Annotated in this window: 12 protein-coding genes; 6 read left to right on the forward strand and 6 right to left on the reverse strand. The window is 35.5% G+C overall.

Annotation, left to right across the window (positions count from 1 at the left end; translation table 11 throughout):
* Nucleotides 1-45 precede the first annotated feature (45 nt).
* The gene (locus IEV50_RS01195; RefSeq protein WP_188411429.1) at nucleotides 46-318 is read right to left on the reverse strand and encodes an isoleucyl-tRNA synthetase; all 273 of its coding nucleotides are present in this window, start codon (nucleotides 316-318) and stop codon (nucleotides 46-48) included.
* Between the two features lie 268 nt (nucleotides 319-586).
* On the opposite strand from IEV50_RS01195, the gene ileS reads away from it, so the two are divergent.
* The 3 genes from ileS to IEV50_RS01210 are packed head-to-tail and all read left to right on the forward strand — an operon-like array spanning nucleotide 587 to nucleotide 5037.
* A complete protein-coding gene (ileS, locus tag IEV50_RS01200) occupies nucleotides 587-4021 on the forward strand; it encodes an isoleucine--tRNA ligase (RefSeq protein WP_188411430.1) in 3435 nt (1144 codons plus the stop codon).
* Nucleotides 4022-4051: 30 nt separating this feature from the next.
* The gene (locus tag IEV50_RS01205) at nucleotides 4052-4435 is read left to right on the forward strand and encodes a TraR/DksA family transcriptional regulator (protein WP_188411431.1); all 384 of its coding nucleotides are present in this window, start codon (nucleotides 4052-4054) and stop codon (nucleotides 4433-4435) included.
* Entirely contained in the window at nucleotides 4435-5037 is a 603-nt protein-coding gene (locus tag IEV50_RS01210) for a lipoprotein signal peptidase (RefSeq protein ID WP_188411432.1), read from the forward strand. The genes IEV50_RS01205 and IEV50_RS01210 overlap by 1 nt, the downstream gene beginning before the upstream one ends.
* Nucleotides 5038-5345: 308 nt before the next feature.
* Here the strand turns inward: IEV50_RS01210 and IEV50_RS01215 are convergent, their stop codons facing one another.
* From IEV50_RS01215 to IEV50_RS01230, 4 genes are all read right to left on the reverse strand, one after another.
* Nucleotides 5346-5705, reverse strand: a complete 360-nt coding sequence (locus tag IEV50_RS01215) for a ribosomal maturation YjgA family protein (RefSeq protein WP_188411433.1) — start codon at nucleotides 5703-5705, stop codon at nucleotides 5346-5348.
* An 81-nt stretch (nucleotides 5706-5786) separates the two neighbouring features.
* Nucleotides 5787-7010: a 2-oxoglutarate dehydrogenase complex dihydrolipoyllysine-residue succinyltransferase gene (gene odhB / locus IEV50_RS01220; RefSeq protein ID WP_188411434.1), complete on the reverse strand. Its 1224-nt coding sequence runs from the start codon at nucleotides 7008-7010 to the stop codon at nucleotides 5787-5789.
* Between the two features lie 95 nt (nucleotides 7011-7105).
* Entirely contained in the window at nucleotides 7106-9904 is a 2799-nt protein-coding gene (locus IEV50_RS01225) for a 2-oxoglutarate dehydrogenase E1 component (protein WP_188411435.1), read from the reverse strand.
* A 184-nt stretch (nucleotides 9905-10088) separates the two neighbouring features.
* A complete protein-coding gene (locus IEV50_RS01230; RefSeq protein ID WP_188411436.1) occupies nucleotides 10089-11363 on the reverse strand; it encodes a DASH family cryptochrome in 1275 nt (424 codons plus the stop codon).
* A 180-nt stretch (nucleotides 11364-11543) separates the two neighbouring features.
* On the opposite strand from IEV50_RS01230, the gene IEV50_RS01235 reads away from it, so the two are divergent.
* The 3 genes from IEV50_RS01235 to IEV50_RS01245 all read left to right on the forward strand — a co-directional run bounded on the left by IEV50_RS01235 (nucleotide 11544) and on the right by IEV50_RS01245 (nucleotide 15615).
* Complete coding sequence (locus IEV50_RS01235; protein ID WP_188411437.1) at nucleotides 11544-13166, forward strand: DUF4139 domain-containing protein; 1623 nt, start codon at nucleotides 11544-11546, stop codon at nucleotides 13164-13166.
* A 116-nt stretch (nucleotides 13167-13282) separates the two neighbouring features.
* Entirely contained in the window at nucleotides 13283-14185 is a 903-nt protein-coding gene (locus IEV50_RS01240) for a TIGR01777 family oxidoreductase (RefSeq protein WP_188411438.1), read from the forward strand.
* Between the two features lie 77 nt (nucleotides 14186-14262).
* The gene (locus IEV50_RS01245) at nucleotides 14263-15615 is read left to right on the forward strand and encodes a cryptochrome/photolyase family protein (protein ID WP_188411439.1); all 1353 of its coding nucleotides are present in this window, start codon (nucleotides 14263-14265) and stop codon (nucleotides 15613-15615) included.
* On the opposite strand, the gene IEV50_RS01250 is transcribed toward IEV50_RS01245, so the two are convergent.
* Nucleotides 15612-16478: an FKBP-type peptidyl-prolyl cis-trans isomerase gene (locus IEV50_RS01250; RefSeq protein WP_188411440.1), complete on the reverse strand. Its 867-nt coding sequence runs from the start codon at nucleotides 16476-16478 to the stop codon at nucleotides 15612-15614. The genes IEV50_RS01245 and IEV50_RS01250 overlap by 4 nt on opposite strands.
* Between the last annotated feature and the right edge of the window lies 1 nt (nucleotide 16479).

Consider the following 16479-nt stretch of genomic DNA (forward strand, 5'->3'; position numbering starts at 1 on the left):
ATATTCAAACCTATAAGGTTTTCAAAATCTTATAGGTTTGAAAAATTACTCCACTGTAGGCTTTTTCTCTTCCTCATCTACTGGAATTTCGACGGTTGGATCCGTAATAATTTCAGCATTTCCATCACCATCTTTCTTCGCAAAAAGAATCGGGTATAGCATCCAGAATGCACCAACCATTACCAAAACACCTGCTAAAATTTGTAAATAACGAGCGCCATCAACCTCATTGGTATCTAAAATTCTATATGCGATATAAGAAAGTACACCTAAAACAAGAACTAAAACGGCTTTTTGTAATTTAAGTAGCTTAATCATGGGGTTTTCTTTTTTAAGGTAATAATATGAAATAAAACAAAGATTAATCCTATAAGTTCTAAAAGACCAAAAGAATAAAAACCATAAAGCACAAAATCTCGGTTTACTGGATTAATAACAGCAACCGTGGGCAGCGTAATTACAGCAACAATCATTAACGAAATACCGATATTAAATAATTTCACGCTAAAAGTATTTACATCAAAACTACCAAAATCCACTCAAATTTTTTAACTTTGCATCCTTAATTTTTTGAGGTACTTAATTGATGTATAGCGAATTTAAACAATTAGACCTTGCCAAAATAGGGCAAGAAATACTGGATTTTTGGAAAGAAGAAAACATCTTTGAAAAAAGCATTTCTTCTCGCCCGAAATCTAATCCATTTACTTTTTACGAGGGACCTCCGTCGGCCAACGGCATGCCGGGGATTCACCACGTAATGGCTCGTGCTATTAAAGATATTTTTTGTCGTTACAAAACAATTAAAGGTTATCAGGTTAAAAGAAAAGCTGGTTGGGATACACACGGTCTACCTGTTGAACTTGGTACTGAAAAAGAATTAGGCATAACCAAAGAAGATATCGGTAGAACTATATCCATCGAAGACTATAATGAAGCATGTAAAAAAACAGTAATGCGCTACACTGATGTGTGGAATGATTTGACTGAGCAGATGGGATATTGGGTGGATATGAATGATCCATACATTACCTACAAATCGAAATACATGGAATCTGTTTGGTGGCTTTTAAAACAAATTTACGATAAAGGGTTAATCTATAAAGGTTACACCATACAACCATATTCGCCAAAAGCAGGAACGGGTTTAAGTTCTCACGAAGTGAACCAGCCCGGTGCTTATCGTGATGTTACTGACACCACAATTGTTGCACAGTTTAAAAGCCTCTCCGGCGGAGAGGGAGCTAATAGTGTGGCTAAAGCATTTCGCATCTCTCCCGCTCCGGAGGAGTTGGATGAGGCGTTTTTTCTTGCTTGGACAACAACACCATGGACTTTACCCTCAAACACAGCTTTAACAGTTGGTCCAAAAATCGACTATGTTTTAGTTAAAACTTTTAATCAATATACGTTCTTGCCAACGAATGTAATCCTGGCAAAAAATCTGGTTGGAAAACAATTCAGCAAAATTTTCTTTGAAAGCAATGAAGCGGAGGATTTCGCTAATTTCAAATCTGGAGATAAGAAAATACCTTTCCAAATCCTTGGCGAGTGTAAAGGAACGGATTTGGTTGGAATTAAATACGAACAACTTCTAAATTACGCTTTACCATATAATTATCCTGAAAATGCTTTCAGAGTAATTTCCGGAGACTTCGTTACCACAGAAGACGGTACCGGTATTGTTCATACCGCACCAACTTTTGGTGCTGATGATGCTAAAGTTGCCAAAGAAGCTGTTCCAGAAATACCGCCAATGTTGGTAATGGATGATAACGACATATTGGTTCCTTTGGTTGATCTACAGGGTAGATTTACTAAACATGTTGGTCCTTTTGCAGGTAAATATGTTAAGAATGAATACTACAACGTTGATGAAGTGCCAGAGAAATCGGTTGATGTTGAAATCGCTATTTTATTAAAAGAAGAAAATAAGGCTTTTAAAGTAGAAAAATATGTCCACAGTTATCCACACAGTTGGAGAACTGACGAGCCACTTTTATATTATCCTTTAGATTCATGGTTCATCAAAGTAACAGATGTTAAAGACAGAATGTTCGACCTTAATGAAACCATCAATTGGAAACCGAAATCTACTGGGGAGGGTCGTTTTGGAAATTGGCTAAAAAATGCCAATGACTGGAATTTATCCCGTTCGAGATATTGGGGAATTCCTTTACCAATCTGGAGAACTGAAGATAAAAAAGAAGAAGTATTAATCGGTTCGGTTGAAGAACTTTACAACGCTATTGAAAAATCTATAGCCGCTGGTTTCCAAAAAGAAAATCCGTTTAAAGGGTTCGAAATCGGCAATATGACTGAAGAGAACTACGATTTAATCGACTTACACAAAAATGTTGTGGATAAGATTGTTTTAGTATCTCCATCGGGTAAACCAATGAGCCGCGAAACTGATTTAATTGATGTATGGTTTGATTCTGGCGCTATGCCTTATGCACAATGGCACTATCCTTTCGAAAACAAAGAGAAAATTGATAAAAACGAAGATTTTCCTGCAGATTTTATAGCCGAGGGTGTAGACCAAACCCGCGGTTGGTTTTATACTTTACATGCAATCTCAACACTAGTTTTTGATAAAGTAGCGTACAAAAATGTGGTTTCAAACGGATTGGTATTAGACAAAAACGGACAAAAAATGTCTAAACGTTTGGGTAATGCTGCAGACCCGTTCAAAACCATAAAGGAATATGGTGCTGATGCAACGCGTTGGTACATGATTTCTAATGCAAATCCTTGGGATAATTTAAAATTTGATATTGAGGGAATCGCTGAAGTGCGTCGTAAATTCTTCGGAACACTTTACAATACCTACGCATTCTTTGCTTTATATGCGAACATTGATAAATTCGAAATAGACAAAAATAATTTAAGCAAAGTTGCCGATAGAACTGAATTAGACCGTTGGATTTTATCGTTATTGCAAAACCTAATCAACGAAGTTGATGAAAGTTACAAAACTTACGAGCCAACAAAAGCAACCCGTGCTATCCAGTCTTTTGTTGATGAGCATTTGAGTAATTGGTACATCAGGTTAAGTCGCCGCCGCTTTTGGAAAGGCGAAATGACAGATGATAAACGTGCTGCCTACGAAACGCTTTATACTTGCTTGGAAACTTTAGCACAGCTGATGAGTCCTGTTGCACCTTTCTTTGCCGATTGGTTATACAGAAACTTAACTGTTCATGATAAAACAGCTGAACAATCTGTTCACCTAACTTTATGGACAGAAGCTGACGAAAGCTTAATAGACAATGATTTGAATGAGCGTATGGTTTATGCTCAGGACATTTCATCAATGGTTTTATCATTGCGAAAAAAGTCGAGTATTAATGTCCGTCAACCTTTAGAGAAAATCTTAATTCCTTCTTTAAATGGCGATTTTGAACAAAAAATATCAAAAGTTGCCGATTATATTCTTTCAGAAACGAATGTAAAACATATCGAGTTTATAACCGACACGCATGGCATTGTTAAGAAAAAGCTAAAGCCTAATTTTAAATCATTGGGCAGAAAAGTTGGTAAAGATATGAGCTTAGTTAAAGACGCTCTAGAAAATGCCAATCAAGATGATATTCAGCGATTAGAAAACGATGGTTTCTTAACTATAGCTGGAAGTAATAAGGTAGAATTTACCATCAATTTAATTGATGATGTAGAAGTTTTTGCTGAAGATATTCCTGGATGGCAAGTAACCAACTTAGGCAACTTAACCGTTGCTTTAGATGTAACGATTTCTGAAGAATTGAAACAAGAGGGGATTTCCCGCGAATTAGTTAATCGTGTTCAGAATTTACGGAAAGAATTAAACTTTGAGGTTACTGATAGGATTAAAGTTATTTTACAAAATGATAATCTGGTAGCCAAAGCAGTTACTAAAAACAAGGCTTACATTTGCGCAGAAATTTTAGCAGATGAATTTGAATTAACGGATAATATGATAAACGCAAACAAAATCGTTATCGATGATGTTGAACTAAGCATTTCAGTATCTAAAATATAAATCCATATATTAGAAAACTAAATTAAAAACATGGAAAACAGTAATAAAACACGCTACTCAGACAGTGAATTACAAGAATTTAAAGAATTAATTCAAGATAAATTGCGCAGCTCTAAAGAAGAGCTTAACGCATTAACAACTTCTTTAAGTAATCCGAATGCAAACGGAACCGAAGATACATCTGGTGCTTACAAAACATTAGAAGATGGTTCTGCAACAATGGAAAAAGAGCAAATCAATCAATTAGCTGCCCGTCAGAAAAAATTTATTGATAATCTTGAAAATGCTTTGGTTCGTATAGAAAACAAAACTTACGGTGTTTGCAGAGAAACGGGTAAGTTAATTCCAAAAGAACGTTTACGTGCGGTGCCGCATGCAACTTTAAGTATGGAAGCTAAATTAAAACAGAGTTAATGAAAGGCTATACAAAACCTTTAATTATAATCTTTTTGGTTTTACTGGCCGACCAGTTGGTTAAAACCTGGGTTAAAATGCATATGTACCTTGGTCAGGAGTTTAACATCATTGGCAAATGGTTTATCATCCACTTTACCGAAAATAATGGAATGGCTTTTGGGATGGAATTTGGCGGTGAGTTCGGCAAATTGGCATTATCGCTATTCCGGATTGCAGCAGTAGCCGGAATTGGATATGGGTTAAACTATTTAATTAAACACAAATACCATCGCGGGTTAATTCTTAATGTCGCCTTGATTTTTTCAGGTGCTTTAGGAAACATCATCGATTCTGTATTTTATGGGAAAATTTACGGCTACGAAAGCTGGTTTCACGGTCGTGTTGTAGATATGTTTTACTTCCCAATTGCGGAAGGACATTTCCCAACATGGATACCGATTTGGGGTGGAGATGAATTTGTTTTCTTCAGACCCGTTTTTAACCTTGCAGATGCCGCGATTTCAGTTGGAGTAATACTTATTCTAATCTTCCAAAAGAATTACTTTAAAGAGGATGTAAAAGATGAGGTAAGCATTAATAGCGAGATAGTAGAGGATTAAGAGAATTAACGATTTAAATAATTAGCAGGTATTTATACGTTTTAAATAACTAGAAGAGTCTCATAAATCAATTTATCTTTGCATATTGTCACTTTGAGCCTGTCGAAACACCCTAAAAGGTAGTCTTGCGAGTCCTTCGACAGGTTCAGGATGACATTTCGTATTTATGAGACAACCTCTTTTTAGTTCAAGTCGTCATTGCGAGGCAAGAAGCAATCTTAATGTGTCAGCTATATCTTTTTAGCCATAGTCGAAAGATTGCTTCTTGCCTCGCAATGACAAGATGGATAATCATAGGAGTATAATTCTCAATCCTTAAACAATAAACAAATTAAATACCCAACAAAATAGGCTAGCAAATCGTAAAACGTAAAATAAGTTCCAAGAATAGTACTCCAGAATTTATTATTTTCAAAGCCCAACCAATTTACATATTGAACTGCTTGTAAGGCTTCAATTATGAACGAGAAAATCAACACACTAAAAGCAAGCTTTTTATAATTCATTTTTATGAATATCCTAAAGAAAGCATAAATCAAAACAACTACTAAAACATCACCACCAAAAGGCCTAATAAAAGCATCATGCAGATATTTTGCAATCAAAATTTCGGCAATCAAAATCGCAAGAAATATGAAAAGGAATTTTGAGTTGAACGTTAATTTCATATTCCAATGATATAAAAAAAGCCCTGATAATATCATATCAAGGCTTTCAATATGAAAGTACCGATTTATTGGGTTATGAAGTTATATACCTAATAACAACCTGGCTGGGTCTTCTAATAATTGTTTAACACGAACTAAGAAACCAACAGACTCACGTCCGTCGATAATCCTGTGGTCGTAAGATAAAGCAACATACATCATCGGACGAATAACAACCTCACCTTTTTCAGCAATAGGACGTTCTACAATATTGTGCATACCTAAAATAGCAGATTGCGGCGCATTGATAATCGGAGTAGACATCATCGAACCAAAAACGCCACCATTGGTAATTGTGAAGGTTCCACCAGTCATTTCCTCGATAGTTAACTTACCATCACGAGCTTTTAAGGCTAAAGCCAAAACAGATTTTTCGATTTCAGCTAAACTCATGCTTTCCGCATTACGGATAACAGGAACCACTAGTCCTTTAGGTGCAGAAACTGCGATGGAGATATCAGCGAAATTATTATAAACTAATTCCTCACCCTCAATACGACCGTTTACTGCCGGAAAATCTTTTAAAGCTTCGGTTACTGCCTTAGTGAAAAAGCTCATAAAACCTAAACCAACACCATATTTCTCTTTAAACTGATCTTTATATTTTCCGCGTAAATCCATAATTGGTTTCATATTAACCTCGTTAAAAGTGGTTAACATTGCGGTTTCATTTTTAACAGCAACCAAACGTTTTGCAACTGTTCTACGCAAAGGAGACATTTTCTCACGACGTTCAGTACGGCTTCCTGCAGGAGGAGCAGCGACTGGAGCACTTACCTTTGGAGCCTCTTGCTGTTTACCTACTTCAGCTTTGACAGAATCATCTTTGGTAATACGACCGTCAATACCTGTACCTTTTACAGCATTTGAATCAATACCTTTTTCGGCTAGAATTTTACCTGCAGCGGGAGATGGAGTTCCTGTTGCATAGCTATCACCAGTTTTTTCTGCAACTGGAGCTGCAGTTTTTTCTTCGGCAACAACAGGATTTTCGTCAGCTTTTGGAGCTTCAGCTTTTGCCGGAGCTGCACCACCATCTTCAATTTTACAAACTACTGCACCGATTGCTAAAGTATCGCCTTCAGCAGCTATGGTTTTTAAAGTTCCAGCTTGTTCTGCTGTTAATTCGAAAGTGGCTTTGTCTGATTCTAATTCAGCAATAACTTCATCCATTTCAACAACATCGCCATCGTTTTTTATCCAACGTGATAAAACAACTTCGGTTATCGACTCACCAACTGGTGGAACTTTTATCTCTAAACTCATATTTTTAAAATTGTATTTTCTTTGCTGTTTTGTCTTAATTCAATGTATAAGCTATTGAACAAAATCTTCAACCTTACACCTTTTTACCCTCAATCTTAATCGGCTTCTGCCATTTTTTTACTTGCTTTTTTAGCAGCGTCTTTTACTTCCTCTTTTTTAACAGGAACTTCTAATGCTTTTGCCAAAATATAAGCTTGTTGGTTGGCATGCTGTTTTGCAAAACCAGTTGCTGTACTACTACTCTCTCTTCTGGAAATTACATCAATACCTTTTAAGCCAGTTTTATATAATTTGCGGAATAAATATGGCCACGCACCCATGTTTTCTGGTTCTTCTTGTACCCAGAAAATTTCATTAGCATTTTTATATTTTTTCTTAATTGCTTCCATTTGGTCAACAGGTGTTGGATACAATTGTTCAACGCGAACAACTGCCACATGCTTAACTTTATCTGTCTGTTGTTTTTCCAACAACTCAAAATAGATTTTTCCACTACAGAAAACTATTCGAGTTACATCTGCAACTTTAACATTTACATCATCAATAATTTCTTTAAAGCCGCCTTCTGTAAATTCTTCTAATTTAGAAACACAAGCCGGGTGACGCAATAAGCTTTTCGGTGTAAATACGATTAATGGTTTGCGGAAATCCCTTTTAAACTGTCGGCGCAAAACGTGAAAGAAGTTTGCCGGAGTTGTACAGTTGGTTACCTGCATGTTGTAATCTGCACAAAGTTCCATAAAACGTTCTATACGAGCTGATGAATGCTCAGGACCCTGGCCTTCGTAACCATGCGGCAATAACATAACCAAACCGTTTTCACGTTGCCATTTAGTTTCTGCGCTAGCAATATATTGATCTACAACAATTTGCGCTCCGTTAAAGAAATCGCCAAATTGTGCCTCCCAAATGGTTAAAGCATTAGGATTAGCCATTGCATAACCATATTCGAAACCTAAAACCCCATATTCTGATAAGTGTGAGTTGTAAATATCAAATGGTGCCTGTTGGTCGGAAATGTTTGCTAATGGCACATATTCTTCTTCGCTATCTTCTAAGGTTAATACCGCATGGCGATGAGAAAACGTTCCGCGTTCTACATCCTGACCACTTAAACGAATACGTTTTCCTTCTGATAATAAGGTACCGTAAGCCAGTTGCTCGCCCATTGCCCAGTCGAAAACATTGCTTTCATTAACCATTTTGGTTCGTTCTACAAATAATTTCTCAATCTTTTTGAAGAATTTTTTATTAGATGGTAATGTTGTAATGCGCTTACCAATTTCTAACAATGTAGATTTTTTAACTGCAGTAACTGGAGATGTTTCGAAATCTTTTGGAGTAGCCATACGCAAATCTGCCCAGGCACCACCAAATTTAACTTCTGTATTTCCCGCTACAAAATCTTTAGCTTCATTTAAGCGTTCTTGCAAAATTCCACGGAAATCTTTTTCCATTTCTTTTGCCAAACCTGCTTCCAGTTTACCCTCTTTAGTTAACTGTTCAATATATAATTCCCTTGGATTAGGGTGTTTTTCAATTGTTTTGTACAATAAAGGTTGTGTAAACTTAGGCTCATCAGATTCATTATGCCCGAAACGACGGTAGCAAAGAATATCAATGAAAACGTCATTTTTATATTTTTGGCGGTATTCCATTGCCAAATTAATTGCATAAACCAAAGCTTCAGGGTCATCACCATTTACGTGGAAAACAGGAGATAAAGTTACTTTTGCAATATCTGTACAGTAAGTACTTGTGCGTGCATCTTTATAATTTGTAGTAAAACCGATTTGATTGTTAATCACCAGGTGAATTGTTCCACCAGTTTTGTAACCTTCCAATCCTGCCATTTGAATTACTTCGTAAACAATCCCTTGTCCAGCAACAGATGCATCACCATGAATTAAAATTGGTGCTAAACGACTGTTATCGCCACCATATTTGAAATCGATTTTCGAACGGCTCATGCCCTCAACTACGCCATCAACAGTTTCTAAGTGTGATGGATTTGGGCATAAACTTAAGTGAACACTTTTACCTGAAACAGTAGTTACATCTGTAGAATAACCTAAATGATATTTAACATCACCACCAAATGGGGTATCAGGATTGTAGCTTTTACCTTCAAACTCTGCAAAAATATCTTTGTAAGTTTTTTGCATAATATTGGCCAACACATTCAAACGACCACGGTGTGCCATACCAATTACAAACTCTTCAATTCCTAATTCGGCACCTTTTTCAATAACCGAATCCAATGCAGGAATTAAAGCTTCTGCGCCTTCTAAGGAGAACCGTTTCTGACCTAAGAATTTTGTTCCAAGAAAATTTTCGAAACTTACTGCTTCATTTAATTTTCTAAGGATACGTTTTTTCTCATCAATGGAGAAGTTTGGAGTATTACGTGCACTTTCCATTTTCTGTTGAATCCAGTTCAACACTTCAGGTGTACGTAAAAATTTATATTCTGCACCAATTGAGTGTGCGTAGGTTTGTTTTAAAAATGCAACAATGTCTTTCAGCTTTGCTGCACCGATACCAATTTCAACACCCGAATTAAAAACGGTTTCTAAATCTGCATCATATAAACCAAAGTTTGATAGATCTAAAGTTGGTAAATGTTTACGTCTTTCGCGTACCGGATTGGTATGCGTAAACAAGTGACCACGAGTACGATACCCGTCAATCAAATTCAAAACACTAACCTCTTTTAAAAATTGTTCTGGAGTTTCTGTAGTTACCGCCGGAGCTTCTGATCCTCTTCCAAAATCAAAACCCTCAAAAAATTTCTGCCAACCAAACTCAACCGACTCGGGGTCTTGTTGATAAGATTGATATAAAGACTCTATATATTCGGCGTTTGCGCCATTAAGATAAGATAAACCACCCATTATTAACTGTTTACTATAAGCATTACAAAATTAGAATTTTACCTTGTATAAATGGCAAAAAACTCGATTAAAATAAGATTTTTTAATTAGGGATTTAAAATTGCGAAATGAATGATTTTTGAATTAGAGAATGAACTAAGGTTCAATTGATTCTATGATTCAAAACTTAATCATTCTATCTTTATCAAGATGCCCAAGTTAATGCGTAATTTCCTTTCGGATCTAGGCTTTTGATATTCTTATCTAAATCAAACACACTTTTCGTTTTTTGATCGTTACCAACACCAGCCATATTGGCCCAATTACCCCAATTACTCGCCGGGTTATAATCAATTAGTTTCTCTTCGAAATAGGCGGCCCCCAAAACCCAACTAACTTCTAAATTATTTATCAGGTAAAGTGCGGCGGTTTGCCTGGCAATATTAGAGATATATCCGGTTTGATTCAACTCATTCATAACGGCATCAACAATTGCAAAACCTGTATGTCCGTTTTTCCAACTATTAAAATTCTCAGTTGTATTTACTTCATCAACAATACCTTGGTTACCGAAACCTTCAGGTTTAAAGAACGTATTACCATATTTTTTAAACATGAAGCGAAAATAATCCCGCCATAATAAACCAAGTAAAATATGATTAAATATTGCCTTTGTATTGGGCATTCCTTCCATCTTCTTTATTTCCCAATATACTTTTCTTGGCGATAAGCAACCCATTGCCAACCAGGCAGAAAGTTTCGATGCCAAAATTAAATTTTTAGCAGATGCAGCCTGTTGCATGGCTACAATTACTTTTTGCAATGTTGTAATGCCTCCGGTTTCGCCTCCAATAAATTCAAAATCAGAGCGAATATCTTTTTCCTGAGGAATAAGTTCTAAATTCGTTAATGTTGGAATGTTGCCCCAATCTATAACTTCAGCAACATTTATCCTATCAGGCGCTAAAAAACATGGTTTAATAATTGCGTCTCGCTCAATTTTCTTTTTGAAAAGATTAAATGCATCGGGGATATCTTTAATTGGAAAAGGCAAATCTTCCTTATTGTATAAAGTATGACCAATAAAGTGTTTAAGATTAATGCGCAATTTCCAAAGGCCGTTTTCTACCAAAGTAGAAATTTGAGTTTCTTCTTCTGCGACTTCACGGTGATGATAAACCTCATTAACTTCATACTCTTGAACTAAGACAGGGAGGATTTCTTCGGGCTTACCTTCAGCAACTAAAAGATTGCCACCAATTTGTTTTAATGAGTTTCTTAAGTCAGAAATACTTTCAAGCATAAATTGCGCCCTAATACTTCCGGTTTTTTGAGTACCATATTTAGTTTCGCCAAAAATTCTGGAGTCAATAATGTAAACTGGTAAAATTGAATCCGATTTGGCAATAGCTTCCACAAGCATTTCATTATCATGCAGCCGAAGATCATTTCTAAACCAAACCAGAATTTTTTTAGACATTTTTTATCGAAAAAAGGTATTAAGAACGCAATTACAAATCTATCTTATTTTTCTCTTAGGAGCAAAAACATGGCTAATATTTACAAATAGCCAACAAATTTATCTTTCCGTTATGGAAATCGATAGAAAGATACATCATCCAGTCATATATAAATTAACAATACATAATAAGAAAAAATAATGAAACAATTACTAATTAGTTTGCTATTTCCGCTGAGCGTATTTGCGCAACAACAAATTAAAACCAAAGCTACATTAGAAAGTGTAACAGTTTACAATAATGGCGCACAACTTACACATTACGGAAAAGTAAATCTTCCTGCAGGAACATCAGAAATTGTAATTAATAATATTTCTGGTCGGGTGAATGAGAATTCGATTCAGGTTGGAGTTTCATCAGGCGTTACTATTCTTGCAGTACAATTCAATAGAGATTTTCTGAATACAGAAGCAGCTAATCCGGAGATTAAAAAATTAAACGATAGCATTAAGATTGCTAGTAATGAATTAACCAAAACTAAAAATGCAAAAACGATAGAAGAGCAAACATTACTTTTATTAGATGAAAACCGAAAATCGGGTGGTACAAGTAATGGAACAAATGTTACTGAACTTGTAAAACTAGCAGCATATTATCGTACAAAAAATGCTGAAGTTAGAAATGCAATTTCAGTATTAAATCTAGTTGAGGAGAAACAAAATGAACGATTAACAGCCCTTCAACAACAAATTAACGAGATAAGAAGTAATCCAAGGCAACAATTAGGGCAATTGGTTTTGCAATTAATGGCAAAAGAAAATACAGAAGCAAGTTATAATGTTTCTTATGTTACACCGAACGCAAATTGGTTAGCGAGTTACGATATTAAAGCTATTGGCACAGCTAATCCGTTGGGAATTGTTTACAAAGCTGCTATAACACAAAGTACAGGCTTAGACTGGAAAAAAGTTAAGCTTTCCTTATCAACCGGAAACCCGAATTATAATATTACAGCGCCAAATTTAAATCCATGGTTTGTATCAAGTTATAATCAAATCCAGCAGGCTTTACAGGGAAAAGCTCCAGGTTTAAACATTAATGATGAGAGACAGGCATTAAAGGAAGTCGTTATGATAAGGGGAAGCAATAGTCTAAAAAGGAAAGAAAATCCTGCGCCTTCTACAATTAACAATTACACCACGGTAAACGAAACCCAATTAGGCGTTACTTTTGATATTGATATTCCTTATGATGTTAGCAGTGACAACAAGCCCCATACTGTGGCTTTTAAAACCTATGAAGTGCCGGCAAGTTACAAATACTATGCAACGCCTAGATTAAGCTCTGATGCTTATTTATTGGCTGAAGTAACAAATTGGGAGAAATTAAACCTTCAGGCAGGCGAGGCTAATATCATTTTTGAAGGAACTTATACTGGTAAATCATTCATTAACCCAGCCAGCATTCAGGATACATTAAGTTTAAGCATGGGAAAGGATAAAAAAATCATCATTACTAAAGAAAAGCAAGAAGATTTCAGCAGCACAAAATTTATAGGAAGCAATAAAAAACAAGCCTTTACTTACCTGATAAAAATCAGAAATACGAAAAAAGAAGCAATAGAATTATCTCTGAAAGATCAATATCCTTTATCAACAGAAAGCGATATTGAAATTGAATTATTAGAAAGCAGCAACGCTGAAGTGAATAAAGAAACAGGTATGCTCTCTTGGAAACTGAAAATTGCACCGAACGAAACCAAAACGATTAAATTAAGTTATTCGATTAAAGCACCTAAAAGTAAAATAATAGCAGGGCTTTAAATGTAATGGGTATGTGGGCAAACCCCTTTAACCTTTAACCTTTAACCTTTAACCTTTAACCTTTAACCTTTAACCTTTAATAAAAAACCCTTTTGTATCTTTAGTGTTTTTAAAACATGGTTAAAAAAATTCTTATTACTGGAGCAACAGGTTTGGTGGGTTCAGCACTTAAAAAAAAGCTTTTAAGTATTGGCTATGAAGTAAAGTCCTTATCCAGGAAACCTGAAGGTGAAAATACTTTCCGTTGGGATGTTTATAAACAAGAAATTGACACGGCTTGCTTAAATGGTGTTGATGCCGTTGTACATTTAGCAGGAGAACCTGTAGCCGATAAGAAATGGACTAATGAACGTAAAAAGCAAATTATTGATAGCCGGGTAAAATCGGCAGAATTACTTTTTAAAGCCATTAAAGAATCAAAAAACCACAATATAAAATCATTTATTTCTGCCTCTGCAGTTGGTTATTATGGAGATTGCGGTGATGAAATTTTAACGGAAGAAAAGCCTAACGGATTTGGCTTCTTAGCCGAATGCTGCAAACTTTGGGAACAATCTGTTGATGAAGGGAAAAGATTAAGCCTGCGCATTGTTAAACTTCGTACAGGAATTGTTTTAAGTAAAGATGGCGGTGCACTACCGCAACTAGATTTACCTGTTCGTTTATTTGCAGGTTCGGCAATTGGAACAGGAAAACAGTGGACTCCCTGGTTGCATCTTGATGATATGGTTAATATGTATATTGAAGCCATTGAGAACACAAAAATGGAAGGCAGCTACAACGCCTGTGCGCCATTTCCAGTAACTAATAAAGCATTAACCAAGAGCATTGCAAAACAGTTACATCGTCCCTTTTGGCCAATTAAAGTACCCAAAGCAGCAATAGAGTTATTATTGGGTGAAAGAGTTGAAGCTGTGCTAATGAGCAACAATACTTCGGCACAAAAACTTTTAGATGCAGGTTTTAAATTTAAATTTACGAGGATAGAAGAGGCTTTGGCAGATATTTACAGCAAGTAATCTTAAAATCATAATTGTAGTCAAAATCAATAAGATTCTTAATTAAATTTAGCTCAACAAAAATCTTTTATTAAAATATGAGAAGTGAAAATTTAGGTGTTAAAAGTATAGAAAAAGAAAAATCATCATCTGATAATTCTGGGCTAAGTATATTATGGTTCCGTCGCGATTTACGTTTAGAAGATAATGCGGCTTTGTACCAAGCCTTAAAAGGTGACTATCCTGTTCTTCCTTTATTTATTTTTGATAAAAACATTCTTGATAAATTATCTGAAAATGATGCAAGAGTAACCTTTATTTATCAAACCTTAGGCGATATTAAAAAAGAACTGCAATCAAAAGGTTCTGATATACTTATAAAATATGGAAAACCAGAAGAGGTTTGGCCGGAAATTTTAAAAGAATACACTGTTAAAGAAGTATATACAAATCACGATTATGAGCCTTATGCCCGCGAACGTGATGATAATATGGCTGAATTTTTAACCAGTGAAAATATTGCTTTCAAAACGTATAAAGATCAGGTTATTTTTGAAAAAGGTGAGGTATTAAAAGCCGACAAAACGCCCTACACCGTATTTACGCCATTCTTTAAAATATGGCTTGCCAAGCTTAATAATTTCTACACGAAACCTTATCCTACAAAAAAATATTTTAAAAATCTTTTTCAAACTAAAGAACTTTCCATTCCGGCTTTAAAGGAAATGGGATTCGAGAAAAGTAAACTGGATTTCCCAAAATTGAGCTATAAGAACAAACTCGACGGTTATGCAAAAGAGCGTGATTACCCAGCTTTAGACAGCACAACTCATATTGGCTTACATTTACGTTTCGGGACTTTAAGTATACGGAAGGCCGTGCAAGATGCAATTGAGGCGAAATCAAATGTTTGGTTATCTGAGCTGGCCTGGCGTGAATTTTACATGATGATAATCTGGCATTTCCCCCATGCAGCATTTGATTCATTTAAAAAGCAATACGATAAAATTAAATGGCGCAATGATGAAAAAGAATTTAAAGCCTGGTGCCAAGGCAACACAGGATATCCTTTGGTTGATGCAGGAATGCGACAATTGAATGAAACCGGCTGGATGCATAACCGTGTAAGAATGGTTGTGGCAAGTTTTCTATCCAAACATTTATTAATTGATTGGCGCTGGGGTGAAGCTTATTTTGCTGAGAAGCTTTTGGATTATGAAATGGCCAGCAATGTTGGCGGATGGCAATGGGCCGCAGGTTCAGGAAATGACGCTGCACCATACTTCAGGGTTTTTAATCCAGAATTGCAAATGAAACGTTTCGACCCAAAATTCGAATACATTAAAAAATGGGTACCAGAATTTGGCACAAAAAAATATGCCCAACCAATAGTTGAGCATACCTTTGCAAGGGAAAGGGTATTAAAAGTTTTTAAAGAAGCGTTATCTTAATTTGTAACGCTTACAATTTCAATATCAAAATCTAACGCGGTACCATTAGCTAAATCAGAAGGTAAAATCAATCGCATCTTTCCTCCAGCTGTTAACTTACCAGGAATTATTAGTTGCCAGCCTTTGTATAAAGTACTTAAAACTCCACTAAAAGCACCATCAATAGAAGTTTCCAATACTGTACCATCCAAATATCTAACCGTATAATTTGCAACAATTGTTGAATTAGTGTTAATTACATCGGTTCCAGTCCCAGGTGTAGAAATAATATATCTAGCCCGAGAAGGGTCTTTTATAACCGTTAAGTTTTTACTACTAATAAACTTGTTAATTTCAAATTCATCAACCTCATGCTTTTTGGTGAAATTATAAATCCCCAATTCAACTAAAATATTTTCATTCGACCCTACATTGATTGCAGCTAAACCATTTTTACCAAAAGCTAAGTTTGAAGGCATTATTAATCTGGCTGTACCACCCCTTTTCAACATCGTTAAAACTTCTCTAATTGGAGTAAAAAGGTAACTGGTACCACCAATAGTAAATCTATCTGTATAACCCAAATAAGTACCAGGAATCATTAAATCGGTAGTCTGATTTATAACTGTTCCATTCAACAATTTAAAAGTATACGAGTAGTAAATAGAATCAGAATTTTTAATCACATCTCCGATCCCAGGTGTTATTACGTTATAATAGTATCCGGTAGAAGCTTTGGTCATGCTTAAATTATTGCTCTTAATGTAGCTTTGAATTGCATTGTCATCAACAGTTTGAATAGAATCGTATTCCTTTTTACAAGATGAAAATAGCATTGTAGCCAATACGACAGTAAGCAGACTAAGTTTTGTAAAGTTCTTCATT

Source organism: Pedobacter mendelii, from assembly GCF_014635725.1.
In the GTDB taxonomy this organism is placed as follows: Bacteria; Bacteroidota; Bacteroidia; order Sphingobacteriales; family Sphingobacteriaceae; genus Pedobacter; species Pedobacter mendelii.